Consider the following 24,223-nt stretch of genomic DNA (forward strand, 5'->3'; position numbering starts at 1 on the left):
GGCGGTTCATCGAGGCCACGAGCCGAGCCACTGAGCTCCCAGCCGGTCGGGGACGCACGAACCGTCGATCCCGCGCGCCGCACGCACGTTCGACGCGCGCCCCCGAACGTCTGGAGGTGCTCACGTGCCGCACCTGTCTGCACTCCGCCCGGCCGCGCTGCGCGGCCGCAACACCAACAACGCGCCGCGCATGCTGCGCAAGCCGGCCACCCCGCTGGACGAGCACATCGTCGACTGCGCGGTGTACGTCGACGGTCGCCGTCTGCCCGGCCGGTGGACGCACGAAGGCGCCATCAGCGAGGTCCGCCGCCGCGGCGAGGGCTTCGTCTGGATCGGGCTGCACGAGCCCGAGGAGGAGCAGCTCGCCGGCATCGCGGACGTGTTCCAGCTGCACGAGCTGGCCGTCGAGGACGCCGTGCACGCCCACCAGCGCCCCAAGCTGGAACGGTACGAGGACACCCTGTTCATGGTCCTCAAGACCGTCTGCTACCTCGGCAACTCGGCGCCGCAGACCGAGCACGAGATCGTCGAGACCGGCGAGGTCATGGTGTTCCTCGGCCACGACTTCGTGATCACGGTGCGGCACGGCGACCACACCGGGCTGCGGGACGTGCGGCGCAAGCTGGAGAACGATCCTGAGCAGCTCGCGCTCGGTCCGGCCGCGGTGCTGCACGCGATCGCCGACCACGTCGTGGACACCTACCTCGCCGTCACCGAGACCATCGAGGACGACATCGAGGAGATGGAGCGGCAGGTGTTCTCGCCGCGGTCCTCGATGGACGCCGAGCAGATCTACCTGCTCAAGCGCGAGGTGCTGGAGCTGCGGCGGGCCGTCGTGCCGCTGGGGGTGCCGGTGCGCAAGCTCACCGAGGGGTACAGCTCGCTGGTGCCGCACGAGGTGCGCCAGTACTTCCGCGACGTCGACGACCACCTCAGCACCGCCACCGAGCGCATCGCCGGCTTCAACGAGCTGCTCACCACGCTCGTCGACGCCGTGCTGGCCAAGATCACCATGCGGCAGAACAACGACATGCGGAAGATCACCGCATGGGTGGCCATCATCACGGTCCCGACGATGATCGCGGGCCTGTACGGCATGAACTTCGACAACATGCCCCTGCTGCACGATCCGGCCGGGTACTGGCTGGTCGTGGGCTTCACGGCGATGATCTGCCTGGGCCTGATCCGGTTGTTCCGCCGCAACGAATGGCTGTGACCGGATTCCGGTTCCTGCGCAGGCCCCGCTGGGCCGAGCAGGAACCGACGTGGCGCGACGCGGCGCCCACCGCGATCGAGCAGGCCCTGCGGGCCGCGCTGGCCCGCCCGTCCGGGGGCTGGTACGTCCTCTGCGCCGCGTCCGACGTCCGTCCGGGCAAGGTGTTCGCCCGCACGGTCGCCGGGCGCGAGGTGGTGGCGTGGCGCGGCCCGGGCGGCGCGGTGCACGCCGGGCCCGGCTCCTGCCCGCACCTGGGCGCCCCGCTGTGCGACGCGGCGGTGCACCGCGGCTCGCTGGTGTGCCGCTGGCACGGGCTCGCGCTGGGCCCGCAGGGCCGGCCGGGGTGGCGGGTACTGCCGGTGCACGACGACGGCCTACTGGTGTGGGTGCGGCTCGACGACGTCAGCGGGGAGCCGCCGACCGAGCGGCCCTGCACCGGGCCGCGGCCACCCGCCGACCGCAGCGTGGGCGCCGTCGCGACGATGATCGGCCGCTGCGCCCCGGAGGACGTGCTGGCCAACCGCCTGGATCCCTGGCACGGCGTGTGGCTGCACCCGTACTCGTTCGCGCAGCTCGCCGTGCTCGACCACGATCCGGAGCGGTTCCGGCTCTCGGTCACCTACGCGCTCGGCCGGCGGGTCGGCGTCCCGGTGATCGCCGAGTTCAGCTGCCCCGATCCGCGCACGATCACGATGGAGATCGTCGGCGGGGAGGGGACCGGCAGCGTGGTGGAGACCCACGCCACCCCGCTCGGCGACGGGCCGGACGGGCTGCCGCGCACCGCGGTCATCGAGGCCGTCGTCGCGCACTCGGACCGGAAGGGGTTCGCGCACGCGGTGCGAGCGGCCGCCGCGCTGCGCCCGGCGATGCGGTTCGCGGCGCGACGGCTGTGGCGCGACGACCTCGCCTACGCCGAGCGGCGCTACGCGGTGCGCACGGGCGCGGTGCGGTAGCTCGTCCGGTCCGTCGCAGTGACCAGCACGGCGCCGCAGAGCACGGCCGCGCCGATCCAGCCGGTGATCCCGATCCGGTCGCCCAGCAGCAGGGCGGCCAAGACAGCGGCGGTCACCGGTTCCAGCAGCGCCAGCACCGCCCCGACCCCGGCCGGAGCGGTGCGCAGACCAGCGAAGTAGGCGGTGTACGCCAGCGCCGTCGGCGCCACCGCGAACGCGGCGAGCAGGATCAGCGCCCCGGGCGTCGGGGCGAACGCGAGCCCGCCGGGCAGCAGAGCGGCCACGGGCAGGACGAGCGCACCGCCGACGACGAACGCCGGCCCCACGGTCGCCGAAGCGTCCAGGTCGGCGACCGGGCGCGCTTGCAGCACCGTCATCAGCGCGAACGCGCACCCGGCCGCCGCCGCGGCGAGCAGCCCCGGTCCGAGTTCGCCGCTCGGGCCGACGAGCAGGACGAGCCCGGCCACGGCGGCACCGACGCCGAGCACGGCCCGCGGGCCGATCGGCCGCAGCCGCGCCACCCGCTCCACGACCAGCACGGCGATCGGTGAGCTCCCGATCGTCACCAGCGTCGCGAGGCTGACCGACGTCGTGGCGACGGCGGCGAAGTAGCCGCACTGGAACAGCGCGGCGAGCACCCCGATCACGGCGACCCGCCACCACGCGGCGCGGGACCGCGGGAGGGCACGGCGGACGAGGAGGCCGAGCGCGCACAGCAGCAGGCCGCCGCCGGCGAGCCGGTAGCCGGCGACGGCCACCGCGGACAGCCCGGTGGCGCCGGCCAGCGCCTGACCGAGCAGGCCGCCGGTGCCCCACAGGACGCCGGCGAGGGCGAGCAGGGGAACACCGGAGCGGGCGCGCCCAGGGGTGGACGTGGAAGAGGAGACATGCATCGAGAAGGCACTCCGAAGATCACGGGAACGGACGGGCGCGGACGCAGCGCGGTCCCGTGCGGTCGCGGACGCGCGCGGCTAAGCGCGCGGAGGCGGAGTGCTGAGGAACGTCAGATGCACGGAGGAGACGTTAGCCGGGCGCGGGGACGGCAGCAAAGCCACAGCGCTTCATTGCGCCCAGCTCCTCCGTCGCCGGATCGCCGCTCACGCACCCTGATGTCGACGACGGCTCCTCCAGTGCTCACGCCCTCGTCCCTCGGGCGCTGCGCGCCTCCCCCACCGACGTCGACGCGCGCGAGCAGTGTTCGATTGCGCCCAGCTCCTCCGTCGCCGGATCGCGGCTCGCGCACCCTGATGTCGACGACGGCTCCTCCAGTGCTCACGCCCTCGTCCCTCGGGCGCTGCGCGCCTCCCCCACCGACGTCGACGCGCGCGAGCGCGGTGCTCAACTTCCGGGTGGGGAGCGGTCATGCGCGGTGAGGCCGTCCCGCGGTACGAGGCCGGGCGCCGTGGAGGTGGATCACGTCCACCGGAACTGCGCACCGCCCGGACATGGCCGCGCGGAACCGGCCGACCCGGGACCGCGGGCTACTTCTCCGGGTCGGGCTTGCCCTGCACCGGGATCCCCGACGGCGGTGTGGGCGACTCGTTGCCGAACCCGCTCACCTGCGGCTCGGCGGCCCCGACCTCCGGCGCCGGGGTCTCGGCGGTCTTCTCAGGGGCCACCTCAGCGGCCTTCCCAGCGGCCTTCTGAGCAGTCTCGGGCCCCGCGGGCTCGAGCACCTCGGTCGGTTGCTCCGCCACCCCCTCCGGCACCGCCTCCTCGGGGTTCGGCGGGCGCCGGCCGAGGAAGGTGTGCAGGATGTGCTGCTGCCAGCCGGGCATGGTCTGGTGCAGCACGTCGACGAACCCGCAGGCCTTCATGCGGGTGGTGAGCGCCTCCACCCCGTCGAACTCCATGACGCTGCGCCACAGGTACCGGTAGAGGCCCGCGTCGCCGGTGCGGATCTTGCCGAGCGGGATGATGATCCCCCAGCTGACCAGGCTCCACACGAACTCGGCGCGGAACGAGTCGCGCACGGAGTACTCGTGCAGCGCCAGCGGGGCGCCGGGCTTCAGCAGCCCGAAGAGGGTGCGCAGGGCCGCGTTCGGGTCCTCGACGTTGCGGATCAGGTAGGCGGCGAGGATCCCGTCGAACGGGCCGGTCACGCCGGCCCGTTCGAGGTCCTCGACGTCGCCCTGCACGAAGGTGACGTTGCCGGTCCAGGTCTTGCGCCGGGCCTCGGCGAGCATCTCGCCGGACGCGTCGACCGCGACGACCTCGGCTTCCGGGGCGGCGTCGAGCAGTGCGGCCGTCGACGCTCCGGTGCCGCAGCCCACGTCGAGCAGCCGCATGCCCGCGCCGCCCTTGAGCCCCATGCGCTTGGTGGTGATGCGCAGGTGCTCGTGGTAGTTCCGGTCGGCGCCGACCATCCGGTCGTAGGTGCGCGCGTGCGCGTCGAACGACTTGATCAGACTGGTCGCGTCGACGCGCTTTCCGGCACCCTGAGGGGTCACGCCGGCGAGGTCCCTGAGCCGCTCGTCCCCATGGCCAGCTTGGCCAGGAGCTCGCGGGCCTTCTCCGCGTTGCGCGGCTGGCAGAGCACGTCGTACCGGCCGGCCACGATCTGGCTCGCGGAGGTGAAGTCGCGCCGCCCGCGCGACGCTCCGTAGCCGACGGCCGCGAAGACGAGACCGAACACGACACCGGAGACCACGCCGACCAGGATCGGCCCGAACGCGGACCCGGCCGGGTTGAAGAACGCCAGCAGCAGGCCCACGAAGAGACCGAACCACGCGCCGGACAGCGCACCCGACAGCAGGACCCGGCCCCACGTGAGTCGGCCGATGACCCGCTCGACGAGCATCAGGTCCACCCCGACGATCGTGACGTCCCGGACCGGGAAGTCGGAATCGGCGAGGTGGTCGACGGCGCGCTGCGCCTCCTCGTACGTGGCGTACGAGCCGACGGGCCAGCCGCTGGGCGGGGTGGGCAGGCTGGGCAGTCCGGGTGCGGGCCGCCCAGCCCCGCCGAACGGTGCGGTCACTGGTGCCTCCTCGACGATGGTGCAGACCGCATGGTGTTCACGGTCCTCCATGATGTCAACGTCCCACACTCCGTCGAGGTGCCCGAAAGCTCCCGTTCAGGGCAGCGGTGACGCCCCGCTCAGCGGATCTTGTACTCCCGCAGCAGGCCCCGGCTGATGATCGTCTTCTGGATCTCCGAGGTGCCCTCGCCGATGAGCAGGAACGGCGCCTCGCGCATCAGCCGCTCGATCTCGTACTCCTTGGAGTAGCCGTAGCCGCCGTGGATGCGGAAGGCCTCCTGAGTGACCTCGGCGCAGTACTCGCTGGCGAGCAGCTTGGCCATGCCGGCCTCGACGTCGTTGCGCTGGCCGCTGTCCTTGAGCCGGGCGGCGTTGACCATCATCAGGTGGGCGGCCTCGACCTTCGTGGCCATCTCGGCCAGCTTGAACGCGATGGCCTGGTGCTCGGCGATCGGCTTGCCGAACGTGGTGCGCTGCTGGGCGTACTCGACAGCCAGCTCGAACGCGCGGATCGCGATGCCGCAGGCGCGCGCGGCCACGTTCACGCGGCCGACCTCCACGCCGTCCATCATCTGGACGAAGCCGCCGCCGCGCTTGCCGCCGAGGATCTGTTCGCCCGAGATCCGGAAGCCCTTGAACACCATCTCGGTGGTGTCCACGCCCTTGTAGCCCATCTTGGCGATCTTGCCGGGCACCGTGAGACCGGGAGCGACCTCGCCGTAACCGGTGGGCTTCTCGACCAGGAAGCAGGTCAGGTTCTGGTGCGGCTTGGGCTTGCCCTCGTCGGTGCGCACCAGCACCGCGGTCAGGTTCGAGGTGCCGCCGTTGGTCAGCCACATCTTGGCGCCGTCGATGACGAAGTCGTCACCGTCCTGCACCGCGCGCGTCTTGATCGCGGCCACGTCGGAGCCGAGGTCGGGCTCGGACATGGAGAACGAGCCGCGCACCTCACCGGTGGCCATCTTCGGCAGGTACTTCTGCTTCTGCTCGTCGGTGCCGTGCTGCATGAGCATGTACGCGACGATGAAGTGGGTGTTGATGACCCCCGAGACGCTCATCCAGCCGCGCGCGATCTGCTCCACGACCAGCGCGTAGGTCAGGAGCGACTCGCCGAGCCCGCCGTACTCCTCCGGGATGGTGAGCCCGAACAGGCCCATCTCCTTCATCCCGTCGACGATGTCCTGCGGGTAGGTGTCCTCGTGCTCGAGCGCCGAGGCGTGCGGAATGATCTCCTTGTCCACGAACGTCCTGACCGTGGCCAGGATCTCCTGCTGGACCTCGGTCAGACCGGCGGTCTGGGCGAGCTTTGCCATCGTTCCTCCCGGCGCTGGGCGCCACAACTGGGTCTGTCGGTGCTTGGCATATCGAGCACGGCGAGGTGAATCGTCTCACGGAACGCCGAGCCCGGTCGGTGATCACGGGCGAGGACGCCGTCGACGCACGCCGCGGGCGGTGACGAGGTCATCGTCACCGCCCGCGATCGCCGATGCGGATCAGTCCTCCGGCGGGGTCCAGATCTGCTTGCGCTGCAGGCCGGCAGCGCGCCCCTTCGCGCTGATCACCAGCGCCATCTTGCGGCTGGCCTCGTCGATCATCTCGTCGCCGAGCATCGCTGCGCCGCGCTTGCCGCCCTTCTCCGAGGTGAACCAGGCGTAGGCGTCGAGGATGTTCTCGGCGTGGTCGTAGTCCTCCTGCGTCGGGCTGAACACCTCGTTCGCGGCGTCGATCTGGCCCGGGTGCAGCACCCACTTGCCGTCGAAGCCGAGCGCGGCCGAGCGGGCGGCCACCCGGCGGAACCCGTCGACGTCGCGGATCTGCAGGTAGGGCCCGTCGATGGCCTGCTTGCCGTGGGCCCGGGCGGCCATGAGGATCGACATCAGGATGTGGTGGTAGGCGTCGCCGACGTCGTAGCCGGGCGGCTGCTCCCCCACCACCAGCGACTTCATGTTGATCGAGGCCATGAAGTCGGCCGGGCCGAAGATGATCGTCTCGACGCGGGGCGACGCGGTGGCGATCGCCTCCACGTTGAGCAGGCCCTTGGCGTTCTCGATCTGCGCCTCGATGGCGATGCGACCGACCTCGTAGCCCATCGTCTTCTCGATCTGCGTGAGCAGCAGGTCGAGTGCGACGATCTGGTCGGCCGTCTGCACCTTCGGCAGCATGATGGCGTCGAGGTTGGCGCCCGCGCCCTCGACCACCTCGGTGACGTCGCGGTAGGTCCACTCGGTGGTCCAGTCGTTGACGCGGACGACGCGGATCTTGTCTCCCCAGCCGCCTTCGTTCAGCGCCTGCACGATCGTCTTGCGGGCACCGGGCTTGGCCAGCGGGGCGCAGGCGTCCTCCAGGTCGAGGAAGACCTGGTCGGCGTTGAGGGTGCGCGCCTTGTCGATGAACTTCTGACTCGATCCCGGCACGGCCAGGCAGGAGCGGCGGGGGCGGAGCTGGGAGGTCACAGGCGACTCCTCGTCGAGACGGTTGGGCTCGCGTGTGATGCTGGCACGCGGTGCCGTTCCACGGGGACATGAGGTGATTGGTTTCTCACCCACACAAGGTCACAGGGGTCGTCCGACCGTGCGGTGTGCGCCCCGGGTGGATCACGGTCCTGCCCAATAGGCTCTGGTCATGGGCGGCGAACGACTCTTCGTGGCGCCGATGGTGGGCTTGCCGATCGTCGGCCCCGACGGGGAGCGCATCGGGAAGGTGCGCGATCTCGTCGCGTCGCTGCGCGTCGACACCCAGCCGCCCCGGGTGCTGGGCCTGGTGTGCGAGCTGGCCACCCGGCGGCGGATCTTCATCCCGATGCTGCGCGTGGCCGCCATCGACCCGAGCGCGGTCACCCTCACCACCGGCTCGGTGAGCCTGCGCGGGTTCGTCCAGCGCCCGAACGAGACGCTGGTCGTCGGCCAGCTCATCGACGCCCGCGTGCAGCTGGCGGAGTCGGGCGAGCAGGTCGTGGTCGTCGACGCGGCCATCGAGCAGACCCGCACCCGCGACTGGATCGTGGGGCGGCTCGCGGTGCGCGCGCGGCGCCACGGGCTCGCCCGGCGCGGCCAGGTGCAGGTCGTGCACTGGAGCGCGGTCAGCGGCCTGACGCTCACCGACCGGCAGGGCACCGCCGGGCTGCTCGCGGTGTTCGAGACGATGCGCCCGGCCGACGTCGCGGCCGCGCTGTCGGAGCTACCGCAGAAGCGCCAGTTCGAGATCATCGACGCGCTCGACGACGAACGCCTCGCCGACGTGTTCGAGGAGCTGTCCGAGACCGACCAGCGCCAGCTGATCGCCCACCTGGATCCGCAGCGGGCCGCCGACGTCCTGGAAGCCATGTCCCCCGACGACGCCGCGGACCTCCTGGGCGAGCTGCCCGACGCCGAGCGCGAGCACCTGCTCGGGCGCATGGCCCCCACCGAGTCGGCGCCGCTGCGGCGGCTGCTGTCGTACTCGTCGGACACCGCGGGCGGGCTCATGACCCCGGAACCGATCATCCTGCGCCCCGACGCCACCGTCGCCGAGGCGCTCGCGCACGTGCGCAACCCGGACATCCCGCCGGCGCTGGCCAGCATGGTGTTCGTCTGCCGTCCGCCGACCGAGACCCCGACCGGCCGCTACCTGGGCTGCGTGCACACCCAGCGGCTGCTGCGCGAGGCGCCGTTCGACCTGGTCGCGGGCATCGTCGACACCGATCTGGCGCGGTTGTCGCCGGACGCGACGCTCGCCGAGATCACCCGGTACTTCGCCACCTACAACCTGGTGGCCGGGCCCGTGGTCGACGCGGAGGAGCACCTGCTGGGTGCGGTGACCGTCGACGACGTGCTCGACCACCTGCTGCCCGACGACTGGCGCGACCAGCTGCCCGAGGACGACGACGCGACCGGGGAGCTGGACATCCGCGAGATCACCGCCGCACTGGAGGACCCGACGAGATGAGCAGGGATGCCTGAGGCGGGCCGGCGGCGCCTCGACCAGCCGCGCGCGACCCGTACCCGGCTCGAGTTCGATCCCGAGCGCTTCGCGCGCTTCTCCGAACGGGTCGCCCGGTTCTTGGGCACCGGCCGGTTCCTGGCGATCCAGACCGTGATCGTCGTGTCGTGGATCGCGCTGAACGTGGTGCTGGCGGCGCAGGACCAGTGGGACCCCTACCCGTTCATCCTGCTCAACCTGGCCTTCTCCACCCAGGCCGCGTACGCCGCCCCGCTGATCCTGCTCGCGCAGAACCGGCAGGACGACCGCGACCGCATCGCTCTGGAGGAGGACCGCAGGCGCGCCGAACGCACCAAGGCCGACACCGAGTACCTGGCCCGCGAGCTCGCCGCGCTGCGGCTGGCCGTCGGCGAGATGGCCACCCGCGACTTCCTGCGCGGCGAACTCGACAAGCTGGCGGAGCGACTGGGCGCGGCGGAGCGCCCGCGCAGCGGGAAGGTCAGCCGGCCAGGCGGCGGCTGATCGCCTCCAGCGACATCAGGCTGGATGGGTCGAGTCTGGCCACGAAGTGGCGGTGCACCCCGGTCAGGTGCACCCGGGACGCAGCGCGCAGCCGGGCCAGCCCGGCGTCGGTGAGCCGAGCGGCCACACCGCGCCCGTCGGTGGCGACGGGGCAGCGCGACACCAGCCCCGCCCGCTCCAGCCGGTCCACCAGCCGGGTCACCCCGGAGCGGGACAGCAGCACGGCCTCGGCCAGCTCGGTCATCCGCAGCCGCCGGTCGGGCGCTTCCGCGAGCTGCACCAGCACGTCGTACGCGGCCAGGGACAGGTTCTCCTCCGCCTCCAGCTCGGTCTCCAGCGCCCGCGTGATCGTGGCGTGCGCCCGCAGGAACCAGCGCCAGGAGGCCATCTCGTCGGGCGTCGGCGTACGGCGCTCCACGACCACCCGGTCGGCCACGTCGGTCATCTCGAGTCCCCCCACTCTCTGTTCGAGGTCGAGTCCCCCCGGACTCACTGCGCCCCTGATGCTACGGACGCCGGACCGTCCCGACTACGGACGTAACATGGCAATGACCCGCAACCGGAAGGCACGGATGTCCCCCACCGACAAGACCGGCAACCTCGAGCAGGCCGTGCGCGCCGCGCTCGCCACCGTCGAGGACCCGGAGATCCACAAGCCGATCACCGAACTCGGCATGGTCAAGTCCGTCTCCGTGACCGACGGGGTCGCGCACGTCGGCGTCTACCTGACCGTCGCCGGGTGTCCCATGCGCGACGCCATCACGAAGCGGGTCACCGAGGCCGTTTCCCGGATCGCCGGCATCACCGACGTCCGCGTCGAGCTCGACGTCATGAGCGACGAGCAGCGCGCCGAGCTGCGCCGCAGTCTGCGCGGCGACAGCGCCGACCCGGTGATCCCGTTCGCCCAGCCGGGCTCGCTGACCAGGGTGTTCTGCGTCGCGTCCGGCAAGGGCGGGGTCGGCAAGTCGTCGGTCACGGTGAACCTCGCCGCGGCCATGGCCGCGCGCGGCCTGTCCGTGGGTGTGGTCGACGCCGACATCTACGGGCACTCGATCCCGCGGATGCTCGGCTGCACCGACCGGCCCACCAAGGTCGACAACATGATCATGCCGCCGCAGGCGCACGGCGTGAAGCTGATCTCGATCGGCATGTTCACCGCCGGCAACGACGCGGTGGTCTGGCGCGGCCCGATGCTGCACCGGGCGCTGCAGCAGTTCCTGTCCGACGTCTACTGGGGCGATCTGGACGTGCTGCTGCTCGACCTGCCGCCCGGCACCGGCGACATCGCGATCTCCACGGCGCAGCTCATCCCGAACGCCGAGCTGCTCGTCGTCACCACTCCGCAGACCGCGGCGGCCGAGGTGGCCGAGCGGGCGGGCTCGATCGCACTGCAGACCCGCCAGCGGCTGGCCGGCGTGATCGAGAACATGTCGTGGATGGAGCTGCCCGACGGCACCCGCATGGAGGTGTTCGGCGCAGGCGGCGGCCAGATGGTGGCCGACTCCCTCACCCGCGCCCTCGGCGCACCGGTCCCGCTGCTGGGCCAGGTGCCGCTGGAGCCGAAGCTGCGCGAGTGCGGCGACGTGGGCAACCCGGTGGTGCTCGCGGCGCCGGAGAGCGCGAGCGCCGCGGCGCTGAAGAAGATCGCCGACGGACTGGCCACCAAGTCGCGCGGGCTGGCCGGGATGAGCCTGTCCCTCACCCCGGTCCGGAAGTAGCCGCTCAGCCCGCCTTCCTCCCCAGCACGTAGAGGCGGTCCGTCTGCACCTCGTGCGGCAGCGGGGAGCGCAGGTACCACTCGACGTCCACCAGCCCAGCGCCCCGGACGGCGTCGATCACCTCGTCCGGGTCGTGCAGCACGAAGTCGAGATCCACCGGGGTACCGGCGAGCTCGTCGGCGTGGTGCACAGCCGCGCCGGCGTGGAGCGCGAAGGCGAGCAGCCCGCCGGGAACGAGCAGGCGGGCGAGCCCGGCGATCACCGTGGGCAGCTCGGACGCCGCCATGTGCACGAACGCGTACCAGGCGGTGATGGCCGACCATCCGGCGGCGGCACGCGGCCGCAACATCGTGGTGAGGTCGCCGACCTGGAACTCGACGTCCGGGAAGAGCCGCTTGGCCTCGTCGATCATCGCTGGGGCCAGGTCGATGCCGAGCACCTCCGCCCGCTGGGTGGCCAGCCGGCCCGCGACGTGCCCCGGCCCGGTGCCGACGTCGGCGACCGGGCCGCGGGGCGCCTCGGCGGCGACCCGGTCCAGGAACCAGCAGTCGAACGGCTTGCTGTCGAGCTCGTCGGCGAACTCGAGCGCGTAGCCGGCGGCGGCGGCGTCGTACGCGGCGCGGACCCGGGCGTTGCGGGCCTCCACACCGTCGGCGATGACCACCTCGCGATCGATCTTCGGCGCCTGGGCGGCCACCGTCTCCGGCAGCGGGCCCAGGAGGTGCGCCCACCGCTCCTCCCGCTGCCCCGGCCGTCGCTCCAGCTGGACGACCAGCGGCTCCGGCCGCTCGGCCAGGCCGCGCAGCGTGGCCTCGACCTCGGCGCGGTCGGCGAAGGCGTGCATCCGCGCGGTGCGGGTGCGCAGCTCGCCGACGGCCTGCGGGCCGCGCAGCAGCAGCACGGTCAGCACGGCCACCTCGGCGTCGGACAGGCCGAGCTGCTCCTCCAGCCGCTGGTGGTACTTGAGCACCCGCGAGCCCGCCCCGCTCCACACCGGGCGGATCAGCTCGCGATCGCGCAGCTCCTTGAGCGTGGTCTGCAGGAGCGTGTCGTCGTAGTCCGTGACGGGATCGCGGTTGCTCGTCTGGTTGCACGCCGTGCGCAGCGCGTTGAGCGTGAGGGGATAGCTCGCCGGCACCGTGCGCTGCTTCTCCATCAGCGCCCCGAGCACGCGCTGCTCCACTGCGGACAGCTGCGGTCGCGCTTCGGCCACGCGGGGAGCCTAGTGGCGGTGCGCTGCCGGCGGGAGTGGCCGGACCCGATCAGATCGCGACGGCGCCCCGCCAGAGCTGCACGGCCTCGTCGACCTGATCGGCGGTCACGATCAGCGGGGGGATCATCCGCACGACGTTGCCGTGCGCGCCGCAGGTGAGCAGGAGCAGGCCCAGCTCGGCCGCGCGGGCGTGCGCAGCCTGGGCGGCGGCCGGGTCCGGGGCACCGTCAGGTGTGCAGAACTCGTTGCCGACCATGAGGCCGAGGCCGCGCACGTCCGCGATGCCGGGATGGTCGGCGGCGATCTTGCGCAGCCCCTCCAGCAGCCGTACGCCCTGCTCGGCGGCGTTGGCGACCAGCCCCTCCTCCTCGATGACGTCGAGGGTGGCCAGGGCCGCGGCGCAGGCCACGGCGTTGCCGCCGTACGTGCCGCCCTGCGAGCCGGGGCGGGCCTTCGCCATCAGCGCCGCGGGGGCAGCGATGCCGGAGAGCGGGAAGCCGCTGGCCAGCCCCTTCGCCGTGATCAGGACGTCCGGGGTGATCCCGGCGTGCTCGTGGCCCCAGAACCGGCCCGTGCGCCCGAACCCGGTCTGCACCTCGTCGGCGACGAGCAGGATGCCGTGCGCGTCGGCGCGCTCGCGCAGGCCCTGCAGGAACGCGGGCGGAGTGGGCACGTACCCGCCCTCACCGAGCACCGGCTCGATCACGAAGGCGGCGACGTCCGGCGCGGGCGCGGTCGTGATGAGCAGCCGGTCCAGCTCGCGCAGCGCGAACGCGACGGCCTCCTCCTCGCTCCAGCCGTAGCGGAACGCGTAGGGGAACGGCGCGAACGCGACCCCGCCCATCAGCGGTCCGATGCCCGAGCGGATCTTCGCCCCGGACGATGTGAGCGCAGCGGCCCCCATCGTGCGGCCGTGGAAGCCGCCGTCGAAGGCGATCACGAGCGGGCGCCCTGTGGCGTGCCGGGCCAGCCGGACCGCCGCCTCGACGGCCTCGCTGCCGGAGTTCAGGAAGAAGACGTTGTCCAGCTGGGGTGGCAGGACGTCGCCGAGGCGTTCGGCGAGCTGGAGCAGCGGCTGGTGCATGACGGTCGTGTACTGGCCGTGGATGAGGGTGGCGACCTGTTCCTGCGCGGCCGCGACGACCCTCGGGTGGCAGTGCCCGGTGCTGGTGACGCCGATGCCGGCGGTGAAGTCGAGGTACCGCCGTCCCTCGGTGTCGTAGAGGTGAACGCCCTCGCCGTGGGCGACCTGGACGGGGGTCGCCTGCTGCAGGACCGGGGACAGCGAGGCCATGGCACAGCTCCTCAGTTTGTCGGATTGTCGACAATCCTACTGAAGCATGTACCCCGTGTTCTGAGCAAGCCTGAACCCCGCGTCGAGAACGAGGTTGTGGTGATCAACAGGGCGATTCGATCACCACAGATTCGTTCTCGACGCGGGTTCGCGTCAGGCGGACATGCTCGGCGGGGGCGGGGGCACGGCCGTGGGCGCGAGGATGCGCTCCACCGCGTCGGCCATGTGTGCCTCGAGCAGGGTCGCGAACCGGTTCGGGTCCCCGGCGCGCAGCGCGTCGAGCAGTTCGCGGTGCTCGGCGATCAGCTCGGCCGCGGGCGGCGCGGTCTGCTGCAGCGCCGCCAGGCACATGCGGGTCTCCACGAGCAGCCCGTCGGCCATCCGCCGCAGCCGCGGGCTCCCGGACGCCGCGACGAGCTCGGCGTGGAAGGCGTGATCGGCGTCGGCGAGCGCGACGGGATCGTCCGCGGCCGCCTCCATGCGCGCCAGCGCCCCGGCGAGCCGCATCGCGGCCGCGGCCCGGTCCCCGCCGATGATCAGCATCCCGGCCGCACCCTCGACGGCGGCCCGGGCGATGTACACGTCGCGGACGTCGGCGGCGTCGAGATCGCGGACGAAGATCCCCCGGTTCCGCTCACTGCGCAGCAGACCCTCGGCGACGAGCCGCTGCATCGCCTCGCGCAGCGGGCCCCGGCTCACCCCGAGCCGGCCGGCGAGCTCCACTTCGCCCAGCTGCGTGCCCGGCGGCAGGGATCCGCGCATGATCGCGGCGCGGATGCGCTCGGCCACGAGCTCCGCCGTGCTGCGCTGCGCAACGGGTTCGATGTCCGACAGATCCACGTCACACCGTCCTGAACAGAGCTCCGAATCCGTCCCGGCGCATGGTCCCACCGGCCAGCCGCAGCCCCTGCCACACGCTCACCTGGTTCGCGGTGAGCACCGGCTTGCCGACGCGGTCCTCCAGCTCGTCGAGCAGGCCGATGGTGTGCAGCGCGGTGTCGGGCAGCAGCACGGCCTGCGCGTGCGGGTGGTCGACGGCGGCGGCGAAGTCGAGCACCGCGTCCCGGCCGAGCGTGCCGACCTCGGCGGCCGTGACGATCCCCTTCGCCGACAGGCTCAGCACCTCGATCCCGGCCTTCGCCAGGAACGCCACGAAGCGCTCCGCCACGTCGTCGGGATAGGTGGCGCCGACGGCGACCCGGCCGATCCCGAGGTGCGCGCACGCGTCGGTGAACGCGAACGACGTGCTCGACACCGGCACGCCCGCGACCGCGCCCAGCTCGGCAACCTGCTGCGCGGCGCCGTCCCAGCCGAGGACGAAGCTGCCGGACGTGCACGCCCACACGACCGCGTCGAGCGGGCGCGGCAGCGCGCGCACCCCCGCAGCCAGGACGTCGCCGTCGCCGATGTCGAGCAGCGCGTCGACGCGGTGGGCGTCGACCCGCATCTCGGTGTGCACCAGCGGCAGCCGCGGCCCGCCGAGGAGGCGCTCCGCGAGCGGGTAGTCGTCCTCCGCGGAGAAGCCGGGGTAGAGGATTCCGACGGTCGGGGTCATGCTGCTCCTGGGTTGGTGTCGGGGGTGGCGGGCACACGGCGCAGCAGCGTGCCGCCACCGACGGCGGTGCGCCCGAGCGCGCGCAGCGCCGCCCACATCGTGACCTGGTTGGCGGTGAGCACCGGTTTGCCCAGCACCGCCTCCAGCCCTTCGATCAGGTCGTAGGTGGGCAGGTTCGTGCAGCTGATGAACAGCGCCTCGGCATCGGGATGGTCCACGGCGTTCACGATCCGGACGATCTCATCGTGCGGGACCCGCCAGATGTGCCCGAGCAGGCCCAGTCCCTCACAGGCGACGGTCCGCACGCCGTACTCGGCCAGGAACCCGACGAGCCGGTCGGTCACGGGCTGGATGTACGGGGTGGCCACCGCGACCCGACGCACGCCGAGCAGGGCGAGCGCGTCGATGAGCGCCCCGGACGTCGTGCACGCGGCCGGCGCGCCCACGTCGACCATGGTCCGACGCAGCACGGCCTCCCCCGCCGCTCCGTCGACGAAGCTCCCGGAGGTGCACGCGTAGGCGACCACCCCGGGTTCCGGGGTGAGCACGTCGCGGGTCGCCCGGCGGACGGCCTTGCGGTCACCGCAGGCCACCGCCATCTCGACGGTCATGGGGGTGGTGAAGAACGGCAGCCGGGTGAGGTAGAGCGAGACGTCCTCCGGCACCCAGCGCCACAGCTCGCGGTCGAGCGCGAAGTCGAACGGTGCGACCACGCCGATGCCCTCGTGGACGGGCTCCTGCGCCTGGCCGACCGACAGCTCGGTGGGCACGGCGGCCCCTACTCGGCGTCGATGCGCGAGTACACGAGCCGCTCGCCGACGCTGCCCGAGCGCCACACGTCGTGGCAGGCCTCGGCCATCGCGGGCAGGCCCTCGACGATCGTCGCGAAGACGTTGCCGGGCACCCAGCCCACGTCCCCGTTGATCAGCAGGTTGTTGCGCCCGTAGAAGATCGCCAGGTCGATGCCGCCCGCCTCCGGGTCGATCCCCTGGTCGGCCTTGAAGTCGGCGTCGAGCATCCCGCCGTGGAAGTCGAACGCGCACACGTCGCCCGGGATCGGCGTGACGGTCGGGTTCTCCTGGCCGAGGGAGGCGAAGCGCGGGACGATCGTGTAGACCTCGTTGCGCGCGTACTTGGCGTGCTGGGCGTCCCCGCCGAGCGGCAGCGCGGCCCACACCGCAGCGCAGGTGCGCGGGGCCTGTTTCTCCAGCAGCTCGGCCACGCAGGAGACACCGCGGCGCTCGAGGGCGATGCGGATGTGCTTCGACATGAGGGGGTCACCTCCGACGTCGATCGGGTACACCGCAGCGCCGCGGATTGTTGACAATCATACGAGCGCTTCATAGCGTGTCAAACACCGGCCCGCGCCGTTGGAGAGGATCGTCCGCTTGCCCGTTTCCGCAGTTCAGCGGCATGATCCGCAGATCACCGTCCTCTACCGCGACCACCGCCCTGAAGGCCTCGACCTGGGCGATGCGCGCTTCGTGGATTCCCCGCAGACCCTGGCCGCCGCTCTCCCCGGCACCGAGGTGCTGCTGGTGTGGGACTTCCTGTCCGACGCCGTCCGCGACGCCTGGCCGCACGCGGACACGAGTGCGCTGCGCTGGGTGCACACGGCCAGCGCCGGCGTGGACCGGCTGATCTTCCCCGGGCTCGTCGAGTCGGCCGTGGTCGTCACGAACTCGCGCGGGGTGTTCGACGGGCCGATCGCCGAGTACGTCCTCGGGCTGGTGATCGCGCAGGCGAAGGACTTCGCCACCACGCTCGCGCTGCAGGCCCGCCGGGAGTGGCGGCACCGCGAGACCGAGCGGCTCGCCGGCCGCCGCGCCGTGGTCGTGGGCGGCGGACCCATCGGTGCCGCGATCGCCGGGCACCTGCGCGCGATCGGCCTGCGGGTCGACGTCGTGGGCCGCCGCGAGTTCCCGGACCTGCCCGGACTCCTGCCGGACGCGGACTGGCTGATCCTCGCCGTCCCGCTCACCGACGCCACCCGCGGCATGCTCGACGCGCGCCTGCTCGCCCGGCTCCCCGCCCGCGCCCGGGTGATCAACGTCGGCCGCGGCGCGCTCGTCGTCGAGGAGGATCTGGTGGCGGCGCTGCGCGAGGGCCGGATCGCCGGTGCGGCGCTGGACGTGTTCACCACCGAGCCGCTGCCGCAGAGCTCCCCCTTCTGGGAGCTGCCGAACGTGATCGTCTCGCCGCACATGTCCGGCGACGTCGCGGGCTGGCGCGCCGAGCTGGCGCAGCTGTTCGCCGCCAACCTCGAGCGCTACCGGAGAGGCGAACCCCTCGTCAACATCGTCGACATGCACCTGGGCTACGTGCGGTCGGGAGGCAACCGATGAACCCTGCGGATCTGACCGCGGTCGAGCTGCTCACCGGCTACCGCTCGGGGGAGCTCTCCCCCGTCGAGGCCACTCGGGCCGCGCTCGGGCGCATCGACGCGCACGACGGCACCGTCAACGCGTTCTGCCTGCGCGACGACGACGCGGCGCTGGCCGCGGCCGAGGAGTCGGCAGGGCGCTGGCGGGCCGGCACCCCTGCGGGCCCGCTCGACGGGGTGCCGATCTCGATCAAGGACCTCCTGCTGACCGTCGACCGACCCACCCTGCGCGGCTCCCGCACGATCGATCCCGCGGGTCCGTGGCCGGACGACGCGCCGTCGGTCGCGCGCGTGCGGGAGGCCGGCGCGGTGATCATCGGCAAGACCACCACCCCGGAGTACGGGTGGAAGGGCGTCACCGACTCCCCGTTGACCGGCGCGACCGGCAACCCGTGGGACCCGGCGCGCACCGCGGGCGGCTCGTCCGGGGGCAGCGCCGTCGCGGTCGGGCTCGGCATGGGACCGCTGTCGATCGGCACCGACGGCGGCGGCTCGGTGCGCATCCCCGCCGGGTTCACCGGCACCACCACGATCAAGCCCACCTACGGCCGGGTGCCGGCGTGGCCGGCGAGCCCCTACGGAACGCTCGCGCACATCGGCCCGATGGCCCGCACCGCCGCCGACGCCGCGCTGCTGCTGGACGTGATCAGCGGGTTCGACAGCCGCGATCCGTGGGCGCTCGCCCCCGTGCGCGACGCGGAGGCGGCCATCGGGCAGGCGATCACCGGGAAGCGGATCGCCGTCAGCCGCGACCTCGGCTACGTCGACGTCGACCCGGAGGTCGCGGCGGCGGTCACCGCGGCCGCCGAGGTGTTCGCGGGGCTCGGGGCGCACGTCGAGGAGACCGATCCGGGGTTCACCGACCCGATCGAGGCGTTCGAGACGCTGTGGTTCTCCGGGGCGGCGAAGTCGCTGGAGCACCTCGGCCCCGAACAGCGCGCCCGCATGGACCCCGGGCTGGTGGAGATCGCCGAGCAGGGCGCCCGCTGCACGGCCGTCGAGTACCTGCGCGCGATGGCGGTGCGCAATGAAATGGGCATCCGCATGGGCGAGTTCCACGCGCGCCACGACCTACTGCTCACCCCCACCCTGCCGATCACGGCGTTCGAGATCGGGGTCGAGGTGCCGTCCGGGTGGCCGCACCGGCGGTGGACGACCTGGACGCCGTTCACCTACCCGTTCAACATGACCCAGCAGCCGGCCGCGAGCGTGCCGTGCGGGTTCTCCCGCGCGGGCCTGCCGATCGGGCTGCAGATCGTCGGGCCGCGGCACGCGGACGCGGCCGTGCTCGCCGCCGCCCACGCCTACCAGACCGTGACCGACTGGCACACGCGGCGGCCGCCGCTGCTCGGCTGAACCCGGCGCCGATCAGGTCGCCGCGGCGCTCCTGCGCGGGCGGGTCAGCCAGTTGAGCAGGTTCGGCACCAGCCACCAGACCGCGAACGCCCACGAGCCCACCAGCAGGTAGACCGGCACCGACACGAGGAACCCGATCGCGAACCAGATCGAGGTCCGGTGGCCGCGGGTCGGCAGCCACGGCGGAGCGTCGGCGGTGAACCAGCCCTTGCGGGCGATCGTGCGGATCAGCCAGGCCATCAGCAGCGTCTGCACGGCCTGCGGCACCGCGTAGCAGGCGAAGCTGAGCACCCCCTCGCCCTCGGTGGCGACCTTGGTCAGGAACGGGGTCAGGATGATGACCAGCAGCCACGCCATGTTCTGCCCCACCACGGGGCCGTCGGCCCGGGCGACGTAGCGGAACACCCGGTGGTGGATCGTCCAGTGGTTGCCGATCACGTAGAAGCTGATCAGGAACGCCGCGTACTCGTAGGCGTTCTGCCTCAGCGACTCCATGAGGGCCTCGACCGACTCGAACTCCGGGACGGGGAGATCGATGGCGAGCAGCGTGATCGCGATGGCGATCACCGCGTCGGAGAAGAAGATCAGCCGCTCGGCGGCCTTTCCGGCCGTCGCCTGCTCGGCCGCCTCCCGGGCTGCGGCATCCGCGTCGTCCACGGGCGGAGATTAGCGCCGACCCGGGCCGTCCGGACCGGCTCAGGTGGCGTCGGGATCGATCGGGGGACGCTCGTTCGGGGCCAGCCGCTCGGGCGGCGGTGGGGTGGGCGGGGTCGACTTCGACAGGTTCGGCCCGGACGAGTGGCCGTTCGACCGCAGCCCGAACGGGTCGGGATCGTCGTCGAACAGGGTGCGCTGCACCGCGCGCTTCGGGTTGAAGTCCCGCAGCCCGCGCAGCTCCTCCAACGGCTTGCGCAGCTCGTCGAACTCGGGGCCGAACTCGCGGCGCAGCTGCTCGCGCGCACCGGTGGCGTACTCGCGGACCTGGCGGATCGTCCGGCCCAGCCACGCCGCCGCGGAGGGCAGCCGCTCCGGGCCGAGGATGAACAGGCCGGCAACGATCAGGACGAGGATCTCGCCCCAACCGATGCTGTCGAACATGGTGTCAGCCTAGCTTCAGTCGCTGCCCAGGACGACTGTGACGGTGAGCGGGCGGCCGTCGCGGACGAGCTGGACCGGCACGCTCTCGCCGGGTTCGTGCTCCCGCACGGCCACCACCAGCTCGTCGGCGCCGGCGATCGAGCGCTCGCCGACCTTGACGATGACATCGCCCTCGACGATGCCGGCCGCGGCGGCCGCCCCGCCCTGGGTGACGTTCTGCACCTGCGCGCCGTCGGTGGTGCCGTCGCTGACCGACCGGGCGGCCACCCCCAGCTCGGCGTGCTTCACGGTGCCGCCGCGGATCAGCTCCTCGGCGATCTCGCGGGCGTCGTCGATCGGGATGGCGAAGCCGAGACCGATCGAGCCACCGCTGTCGCCGCTGCCGCGGATCGCGGTGTTGATGCCGACCACCGCGCCCGTCGAGTCGACCAGCGGGCCACCGGAGTTGCCGGGGTTGATCGCCGCATCCGTCTGGACGGCGTCGATCACGGCGTTGGTGTCGGTGCCCTCTCCGGCCAGCCGCACCGGCCGGTGCAGCGCGCTGACGATTCCGGTGGTCACGGTGCTGGCGAGACCGAGCGGCGAGCCGATCGCGATCACGGTGTCGCCGACGGCGAGCGACTCCGCCGAGCCGATGGTGGCGACGACGGGGTTGGCGACGTCGACCTTCACGACAGCGAGATCGGTCTTCGGGTCGCGCCCGACGATCCGCACCGGCACCCGGGTACCGTCGGCGAACACGCCCTCGATCTCCGCGCCCTGCGCGGTCGCAGCCGCGGAGACGACGTGGTTGTTGGTGAGCACGTAGCCGGCGGGGTCGATGACGACACCGGACCCGGTGCCGCCGGTGGTGCCGACCCGGGTCTCGATCGAGATCACCGCGGGCACGACGCGCCGGGCGATGTCGGCCACCGAGCCCGGCGGCCGCTCCTTGCCGGCGTCGACCTGGGTGATCGACGGGTTCCCAGTGGTCAGGCGGCTCGCCCCGTCGGCGGTGAGGCGGCCGACGAGCCCGCCGACTGCTCCGATGGCGAGTGCGATGACCGCCAGCATCGCCAGCGCCTTGGGCTGCACCCGGTCGCCGAACAGCACTTCGCGCAGGCTCAGCCGGGCGCCGGGCGGCCGGGGTGCCTCGGTGGGCTCGGCCGTGGTGCCGGCGGGCGGCGGGCCCAGGGTGACGCCGGCGTCCGGGTCGCGCCACGGATCGGACTCGGCGGCGGCGTCCCAGAACGGTTCCTCGCCCCGCCCGGCGTCGCCGTGCTGGGCGGGGGGCCGCTGCAGAGACTCCTCGTGGCCGCCGGGGCGGCCGAACGCCGCGGCGAGCGCCGCAGGCGGGACGGGGGCGCGGGCCACCACCGACTCCTGCGTGGTCCGGTCCTCCGCGAACCCACCGGTGACCCCGGCGGGGCGGCCGAACACGGCGGCCGCGGCCGGGTCGGCGGGTGGGCGGTCGAGCGGGCGCGGCCCCAGCCGGGGCGGGCCGCCCCCGTTCGTCGAGCCGGTCGCGTCCGGGTGGCCGTCGGTGATCAGCGCGGGAGTCGGCGCGGGAGTCGGCGCAGTGGCCGGTGCAGTGGCCGGTGCAGCGGAGGTTGCCGTCCGATGCGGGACGGTGACGGCCGCGGAGTCCTCGTCGGACGGGGCCACCACGGGGTCACGATCGGTCATCGCGGCGGAACGCTCCTGAGGTCACGAACGGGCTCTGCGTCCCAGGGTGCCGCACCGGTGGTGAAGTCCGCGTGTCGCGGGGCGGCGTTCAGTGGCCCAGCAGCCAGGAGCGGACGCCGTGGTCGTCGAGCACGACCGGGTCGAGGACCAGGTCGCTTGCCGGAGCACCGACGGGGTTGCCGGCCGAGTTGTTCGCGGGGTTGTTCGGGGCGGACAGCCGCAGCCCGGCCTCCGTGGGCGCGTTCGCGCCGCCCAGCACGGGGCCGTTGAACACGCCGCGCTCAGGCGCGGCGGGATCCGGCCCGGGCGCGGCTGCGGAGACGCCGAAGGCGAGCGCACCGAGCGCGAGCCCGGACACGGCGGCGGCGCCGAGCAGCACCCGGCGGTGCGCTCCGCCCTCCCGGTGGTCCCGGGACAGCGGGTGCTGGTTGCGGCCCGGCACGCACTCGGGGCGCAGGACGTCGACCAACTGGCCGTCCGGGGCGACCGCGAGCCCGGCGGGCGGAGGCGGCAGCTCGGCCCGCTCGGGGATCGAGCGGAGCGCGGACAGCAGCGAGGACGGCAGGCAGGGGGTCTCGGCGGTGCGCAGCGCGATGCGGGCGCGGCCGTGCTCGGATACCTGCGCGGCGCACTCCTGGCAGGTGGCGAGGTGCTGGTCGGCCCGGCTGCGCGGGCCGGGGGCGAGCTCGTCGTCGACGTAGGCCGCGACCGCCTCGGTGGACAGGTGGTCGGACCCCCAGTCCGGCAAGGCCACGGAGAACCGGCGACGCGGACTCGTCACGACGTCTCCTCACGGACGCTCGTGCCCGTACCGCGGGCTCGTGCTGTGTCCGACTGTGACCTCGCGCGGTCGGTCACGCCTGAACCTCCTCCAGCACCTGCTTCTCGGCCACCTCGCCGCGCAGCGCGCGCTGGCGCTCCAGCGCGTTGCGCAGTGCAGCCCGGCCACGGTGGATCCTGCTCCTCACCGTACCCAGCTTCACCCCGAGTGTGGCACCGATCTCCTCGTACGACAGGCCCTCCACGTCGCAGAGCACGACCGCCGCACGGAACTCGGGCGGGAGCTCGTCGAGCGCAGCCTGGAGATCGGGATCGAGATGGGTGTCGGAGAAGACCTGCTCCGGCTCGGGGCCGGCGCCCGCGATGCGGTCGGAGTCCTCGGGCAGCGCCTCCATGCGGATGCGCGCCCGGCGCCGGACCATGTCCAGGAACAGGTTCGTCGTGATGCGGTGCAGCCAGCCCTCGAAGGTCCCCGGCTTGTAGGAGGCGAGCGACCGGAACACGCGCACGAAGGTCTCCTGAGTCAGGTCCTCCGCGTCGTGCGGGTTCCCCGTCAGGCGGTACGCCAGCCGGTAGACCCGGTCGGCGTGATCGCGCACGATGTCGTCCCAGCTCGGCGGGGTCCAGTCCGCGCCTTCACCGGGGAGCACCGTGGTGGTCATCCTCGAATCAGTCCTCCTGCGCGGCGGGTCGTGCCACTGGCTAACGACGGCGGGATCCCCCGTGTTCCCGCCCGTCCGACGGCCGACGACCCCGACCGACACCCCAGAGGGTGCCCTATCGGGGTGAACCGCGGGTGAGAGTGTTCTGAGAACAACCTGTGAAACCGCACTCAGATCGGTTGCCCGGCGGGACCCGTCTGCACCGGTCCTGATCAGCTTCCTGATCACCTTCGACGATCACCGCAGTAACCTTCGCGCATGACAGACCGCTGGGTGGACCTCCGCGCCGACGTGGACCGGTTCGTCCCCGAGGACGACGTGCTCGCGGACGCCCGCGAGCAGGCCGCCCGCTGCGGGTGCCGGCCCGTCGCCCCGGCCGTGGGCGCCGCGCTGCGGTTCCTGGCCGCGGCGATCTCCGCGCGGGCGGTCGTCGAGATCGGCACGGGCACCGGGGTCAGCGGGTTGTGGCTGCTGCGCGGCATGGTCGCCGACGGCACCCTGACCTCGATCGACATCGATCCCGAGCGCCAGCGCGCCGCCCGGGCCGCGTTCGTCGCCGCCGGCAACGGCCCGTCGCGGCTGCGGCTCATCAACGGGATGGGCCTGGAGGTCCTGCCCCGGCTCACCGACGGCGGGTACGACCTCGTGTTCGTCGACGCCGCCCCGGCCGACCATCCCCGCTACCTCGACGAGTCGCTGCGGCTGCTGCGCGGCGGCGGCATCGTCGCGATCAACGGGGTGACCCCCGACGGGGGCAACGCAGCAGGTCAGAGCATCGAGGCGGCACAGGAGGTGGCGCGGCGGATGCTCGAGGACGACCGCCTCACGCCCGTTCTCCTTCCGCTGGGTGACGGTTTGCTCACCGCGGTGAAGAGGGTCTGACACGCTTGTAATACGGTCTCGCCCGCAC

General features: G+C 72.8%; 24 protein-coding genes and 1 pseudogene. 8 read left to right on the forward strand and 17 right to left on the reverse strand.

What is annotated here, in order from left to right; genetic code table 11:
* Window positions 1-124 precede the first annotated feature (124 nt).
* Together BUE41_RS18405 and BUE41_RS18410 are read left to right on the forward strand one after the other, a co-directional pair.
* Window positions 125-1,216 (forward strand): magnesium and cobalt transport protein CorA, encoded by a 1,092-nt coding sequence (locus BUE41_RS18405; protein ID WP_073458361.1) that lies wholly within the window; start codon window positions 125-127, stop codon window positions 1,214-1,216.
* Window positions 1,207-2,169, forward strand: coding sequence for a DUF5914 domain-containing protein (locus BUE41_RS18410; protein WP_073458362.1), 963 nt, complete (start codon window positions 1,207-1,209; stop codon window positions 2,167-2,169). The genes BUE41_RS18405 and BUE41_RS18410 overlap by 10 nt, the downstream gene beginning before the upstream one ends.
* On the opposite strand, the gene BUE41_RS18415 is transcribed toward BUE41_RS18410, so the two are convergent.
* The 5 genes from BUE41_RS18415 to BUE41_RS18435 form a co-directional block, all read right to left on the reverse strand.
* Window positions 2,139-3,062, reverse strand: a complete 924-nt coding sequence (locus tag BUE41_RS18415; protein ID WP_073458363.1) for a DMT family transporter — start codon at window positions 3,060-3,062, stop codon at window positions 2,139-2,141. The genes BUE41_RS18410 and BUE41_RS18415 overlap by 31 nt on opposite strands.
* A 588-nt stretch (window positions 3,063-3,650) precedes the next feature.
* Window positions 3,651-4,619: a class I SAM-dependent methyltransferase gene (locus tag BUE41_RS18420; RefSeq protein ID WP_073458364.1), complete on the reverse strand. Its 969-nt coding sequence runs from the start codon at window positions 4,617-4,619 to the stop codon at window positions 3,651-3,653.
* Complete coding sequence (locus tag BUE41_RS18425; RefSeq protein WP_073458457.1) at window positions 4,616-5,149, reverse strand: YflT domain-containing protein; 534 nt, start codon at window positions 5,147-5,149, stop codon at window positions 4,616-4,618. The genes BUE41_RS18420 and BUE41_RS18425 overlap by 4 nt, the downstream gene beginning before the upstream one ends.
* A 119-nt stretch (window positions 5,150-5,268) precedes the next feature.
* The gene (locus BUE41_RS18430) at window positions 5,269-6,462 is read right to left on the reverse strand and encodes an acyl-CoA dehydrogenase family protein (RefSeq protein WP_073458365.1); all 1,194 of its coding nucleotides are present in this window, start codon (window positions 6,460-6,462) and stop codon (window positions 5,269-5,271) included.
* 180 nt (window positions 6,463-6,642) lie between these two features.
* Window positions 6,643-7,602, reverse strand: coding sequence for an HpcH/HpaI aldolase/citrate lyase family protein (locus BUE41_RS18435; RefSeq protein WP_073458366.1), 960 nt, complete (start codon window positions 7,600-7,602; stop codon window positions 6,643-6,645).
* 169 nt (window positions 7,603-7,771) lie between these two features.
* Here BUE41_RS18435 and BUE41_RS18440 point away from each other — a divergent pair, with 169 nt between their 5' ends.
* Both BUE41_RS18440 and BUE41_RS18445 read left to right on the forward strand, forming a co-directional pair.
* The gene (locus BUE41_RS18440; protein ID WP_073458367.1) at window positions 7,772-9,073 is read left to right on the forward strand and encodes a magnesium transporter MgtE N-terminal domain-containing protein; all 1,302 of its coding nucleotides are present in this window, start codon (window positions 7,772-7,774) and stop codon (window positions 9,071-9,073) included.
* Window positions 9,074-9,079: 6 nt separating this feature from the next.
* A complete protein-coding gene (locus BUE41_RS18445; RefSeq protein ID WP_073458368.1) occupies window positions 9,080-9,589 on the forward strand; it encodes a DUF1003 domain-containing protein in 510 nt (169 codons plus the stop codon).
* Here BUE41_RS18445 and BUE41_RS18450 read toward each other — a convergent pair.
* Entirely contained in the window at window positions 9,567-10,034 is a 468-nt protein-coding gene (locus BUE41_RS18450; protein WP_073458369.1) for a MarR family winged helix-turn-helix transcriptional regulator, read from the reverse strand. The two genes, BUE41_RS18445 and BUE41_RS18450, sit on opposite strands and share 23 nt — an antisense overlap.
* A 127-nt stretch (window positions 10,035-10,161) precedes the next feature.
* On the opposite strand from BUE41_RS18450, the gene BUE41_RS18455 reads away from it, so the two are divergent.
* Entirely contained in the window at window positions 10,162-11,307 is a 1,146-nt protein-coding gene (locus BUE41_RS18455; protein WP_073458459.1) for an Mrp/NBP35 family ATP-binding protein, read from the forward strand.
* A gap of 4 nt (window positions 11,308-11,311) precedes the next feature.
* Here the strand turns inward: BUE41_RS18455 and BUE41_RS18460 are convergent, their stop codons facing one another.
* From BUE41_RS18460 to BUE41_RS18485, 6 genes are all read right to left on the reverse strand, one after another.
* Window positions 11,312-12,520, reverse strand: a complete 1,209-nt coding sequence (locus BUE41_RS18460; RefSeq protein WP_200804000.1) for a DUF480 domain-containing protein — start codon at window positions 12,518-12,520, stop codon at window positions 11,312-11,314.
* 49 nt (window positions 12,521-12,569) lie between these two features.
* Entirely contained in the window at window positions 12,570-13,814 is a 1,245-nt protein-coding gene (locus BUE41_RS18465) for an aspartate aminotransferase family protein (protein WP_073458370.1), read from the reverse strand.
* Between the two features lie 153 nt (window positions 13,815-13,967).
* The gene (locus BUE41_RS18470) at window positions 13,968-14,654 is read right to left on the reverse strand and encodes a GntR family transcriptional regulator (RefSeq protein WP_073458371.1); all 687 of its coding nucleotides are present in this window, start codon (window positions 14,652-14,654) and stop codon (window positions 13,968-13,970) included.
* 1 nt (window position 14,655) lies between these two features.
* On the reverse strand, window positions 14,656-15,369 hold the full coding sequence (locus tag BUE41_RS18475) for a maleate cis-trans isomerase family protein (protein ID WP_073458372.1): 714 nt from the start codon (window positions 15,367-15,369) through the stop codon (window positions 14,656-14,658).
* Complete coding sequence (locus BUE41_RS18480; protein WP_073458373.1) at window positions 15,366-16,139, reverse strand: maleate cis-trans isomerase family protein; 774 nt, start codon at window positions 16,137-16,139, stop codon at window positions 15,366-15,368. Before BUE41_RS18480 ends, BUE41_RS18475 begins: the two co-directional genes overlap by 4 nt.
* An 8-nt stretch (window positions 16,140-16,147) precedes the next feature.
* Window positions 16,148-16,639, reverse strand: coding sequence for a DUF3830 family protein (locus BUE41_RS18485; protein WP_073458460.1), 492 nt, complete (start codon window positions 16,637-16,639; stop codon window positions 16,148-16,150).
* A gap of 118 nt (window positions 16,640-16,757) precedes the next feature.
* On the opposite strand from BUE41_RS18485, the gene BUE41_RS18490 reads away from it, so the two are divergent.
* On the forward strand, window positions 16,758-17,714 hold the full coding sequence (locus tag BUE41_RS18490) for a D-2-hydroxyacid dehydrogenase (protein ID WP_084755328.1): 957 nt from the start codon (window positions 16,758-16,760) through the stop codon (window positions 17,712-17,714).
* Window positions 17,711-19,108 carry an amidase gene (locus BUE41_RS18495; RefSeq protein WP_073458374.1) on the forward strand — a complete coding sequence of 466 codons (1,398 nt, stop codon included), beginning with the start codon at window positions 17,711-17,713 and terminating at the stop codon, window positions 19,106-19,108. Before BUE41_RS18490 ends, BUE41_RS18495 begins: the two co-directional genes overlap by 4 nt.
* Window positions 19,109-19,120: 12 nt before the next feature.
* On the opposite strand, the gene BUE41_RS18500 is transcribed toward BUE41_RS18495, so the two are convergent.
* From BUE41_RS18500 to sigE, 5 genes and pseudogenes are all read right to left on the reverse strand, one after another.
* Window positions 19,121-19,765 carry a TMEM175 family protein gene (locus BUE41_RS18500; protein ID WP_073458375.1) on the reverse strand — a complete coding sequence of 215 codons (645 nt, stop codon included), beginning with the start codon at window positions 19,763-19,765 and terminating at the stop codon, window positions 19,121-19,123.
* A gap of 39 nt (window positions 19,766-19,804) precedes the next feature.
* Complete coding sequence (gene tatB / locus BUE41_RS18505) at window positions 19,805-20,206, reverse strand: Sec-independent protein translocase protein TatB (RefSeq protein WP_073458376.1); 402 nt, start codon at window positions 20,204-20,206, stop codon at window positions 19,805-19,807.
* Between the two features lie 15 nt (window positions 20,207-20,221).
* On the reverse strand, window positions 20,222-21,871 hold the full coding sequence (locus BUE41_RS18510) for a S1C family serine protease (RefSeq protein WP_084755330.1): 1,650 nt from the start codon (window positions 21,869-21,871) through the stop codon (window positions 20,222-20,224).
* 88 nt (window positions 21,872-21,959) lie between these two features.
* The gene (locus BUE41_RS18515; RefSeq protein WP_084755332.1) at window positions 21,960-22,652 is read right to left on the reverse strand and encodes an anti-sigma factor family protein; all 693 of its coding nucleotides are present in this window, start codon (window positions 22,650-22,652) and stop codon (window positions 21,960-21,962) included.
* A 73-nt stretch (window positions 22,653-22,725) separates the two neighbouring features.
* A pseudogene (sigE, locus tag BUE41_RS18520) lies at window positions 22,726-23,322 on the reverse strand (RNA polymerase sigma factor SigE); the annotation flags it as partial.
* A 249-nt stretch (window positions 23,323-23,571) separates the two neighbouring features.
* On the opposite strand from sigE, the gene BUE41_RS18525 reads away from it, so the two are divergent.
* Entirely contained in the window at window positions 23,572-24,195 is a 624-nt protein-coding gene (locus BUE41_RS18525; RefSeq protein ID WP_073458379.1) for an O-methyltransferase, read from the forward strand.
* Window positions 24,196-24,223: the final 28 nt, after the last annotated feature.

The sequence above is a fragment of the Pseudonocardia thermophila genome (genome assembly GCF_900142365.1).
GTDB lineage: Bacteria > Actinomycetota > Actinomycetes > Mycobacteriales > Pseudonocardiaceae > Pseudonocardia > Pseudonocardia thermophila.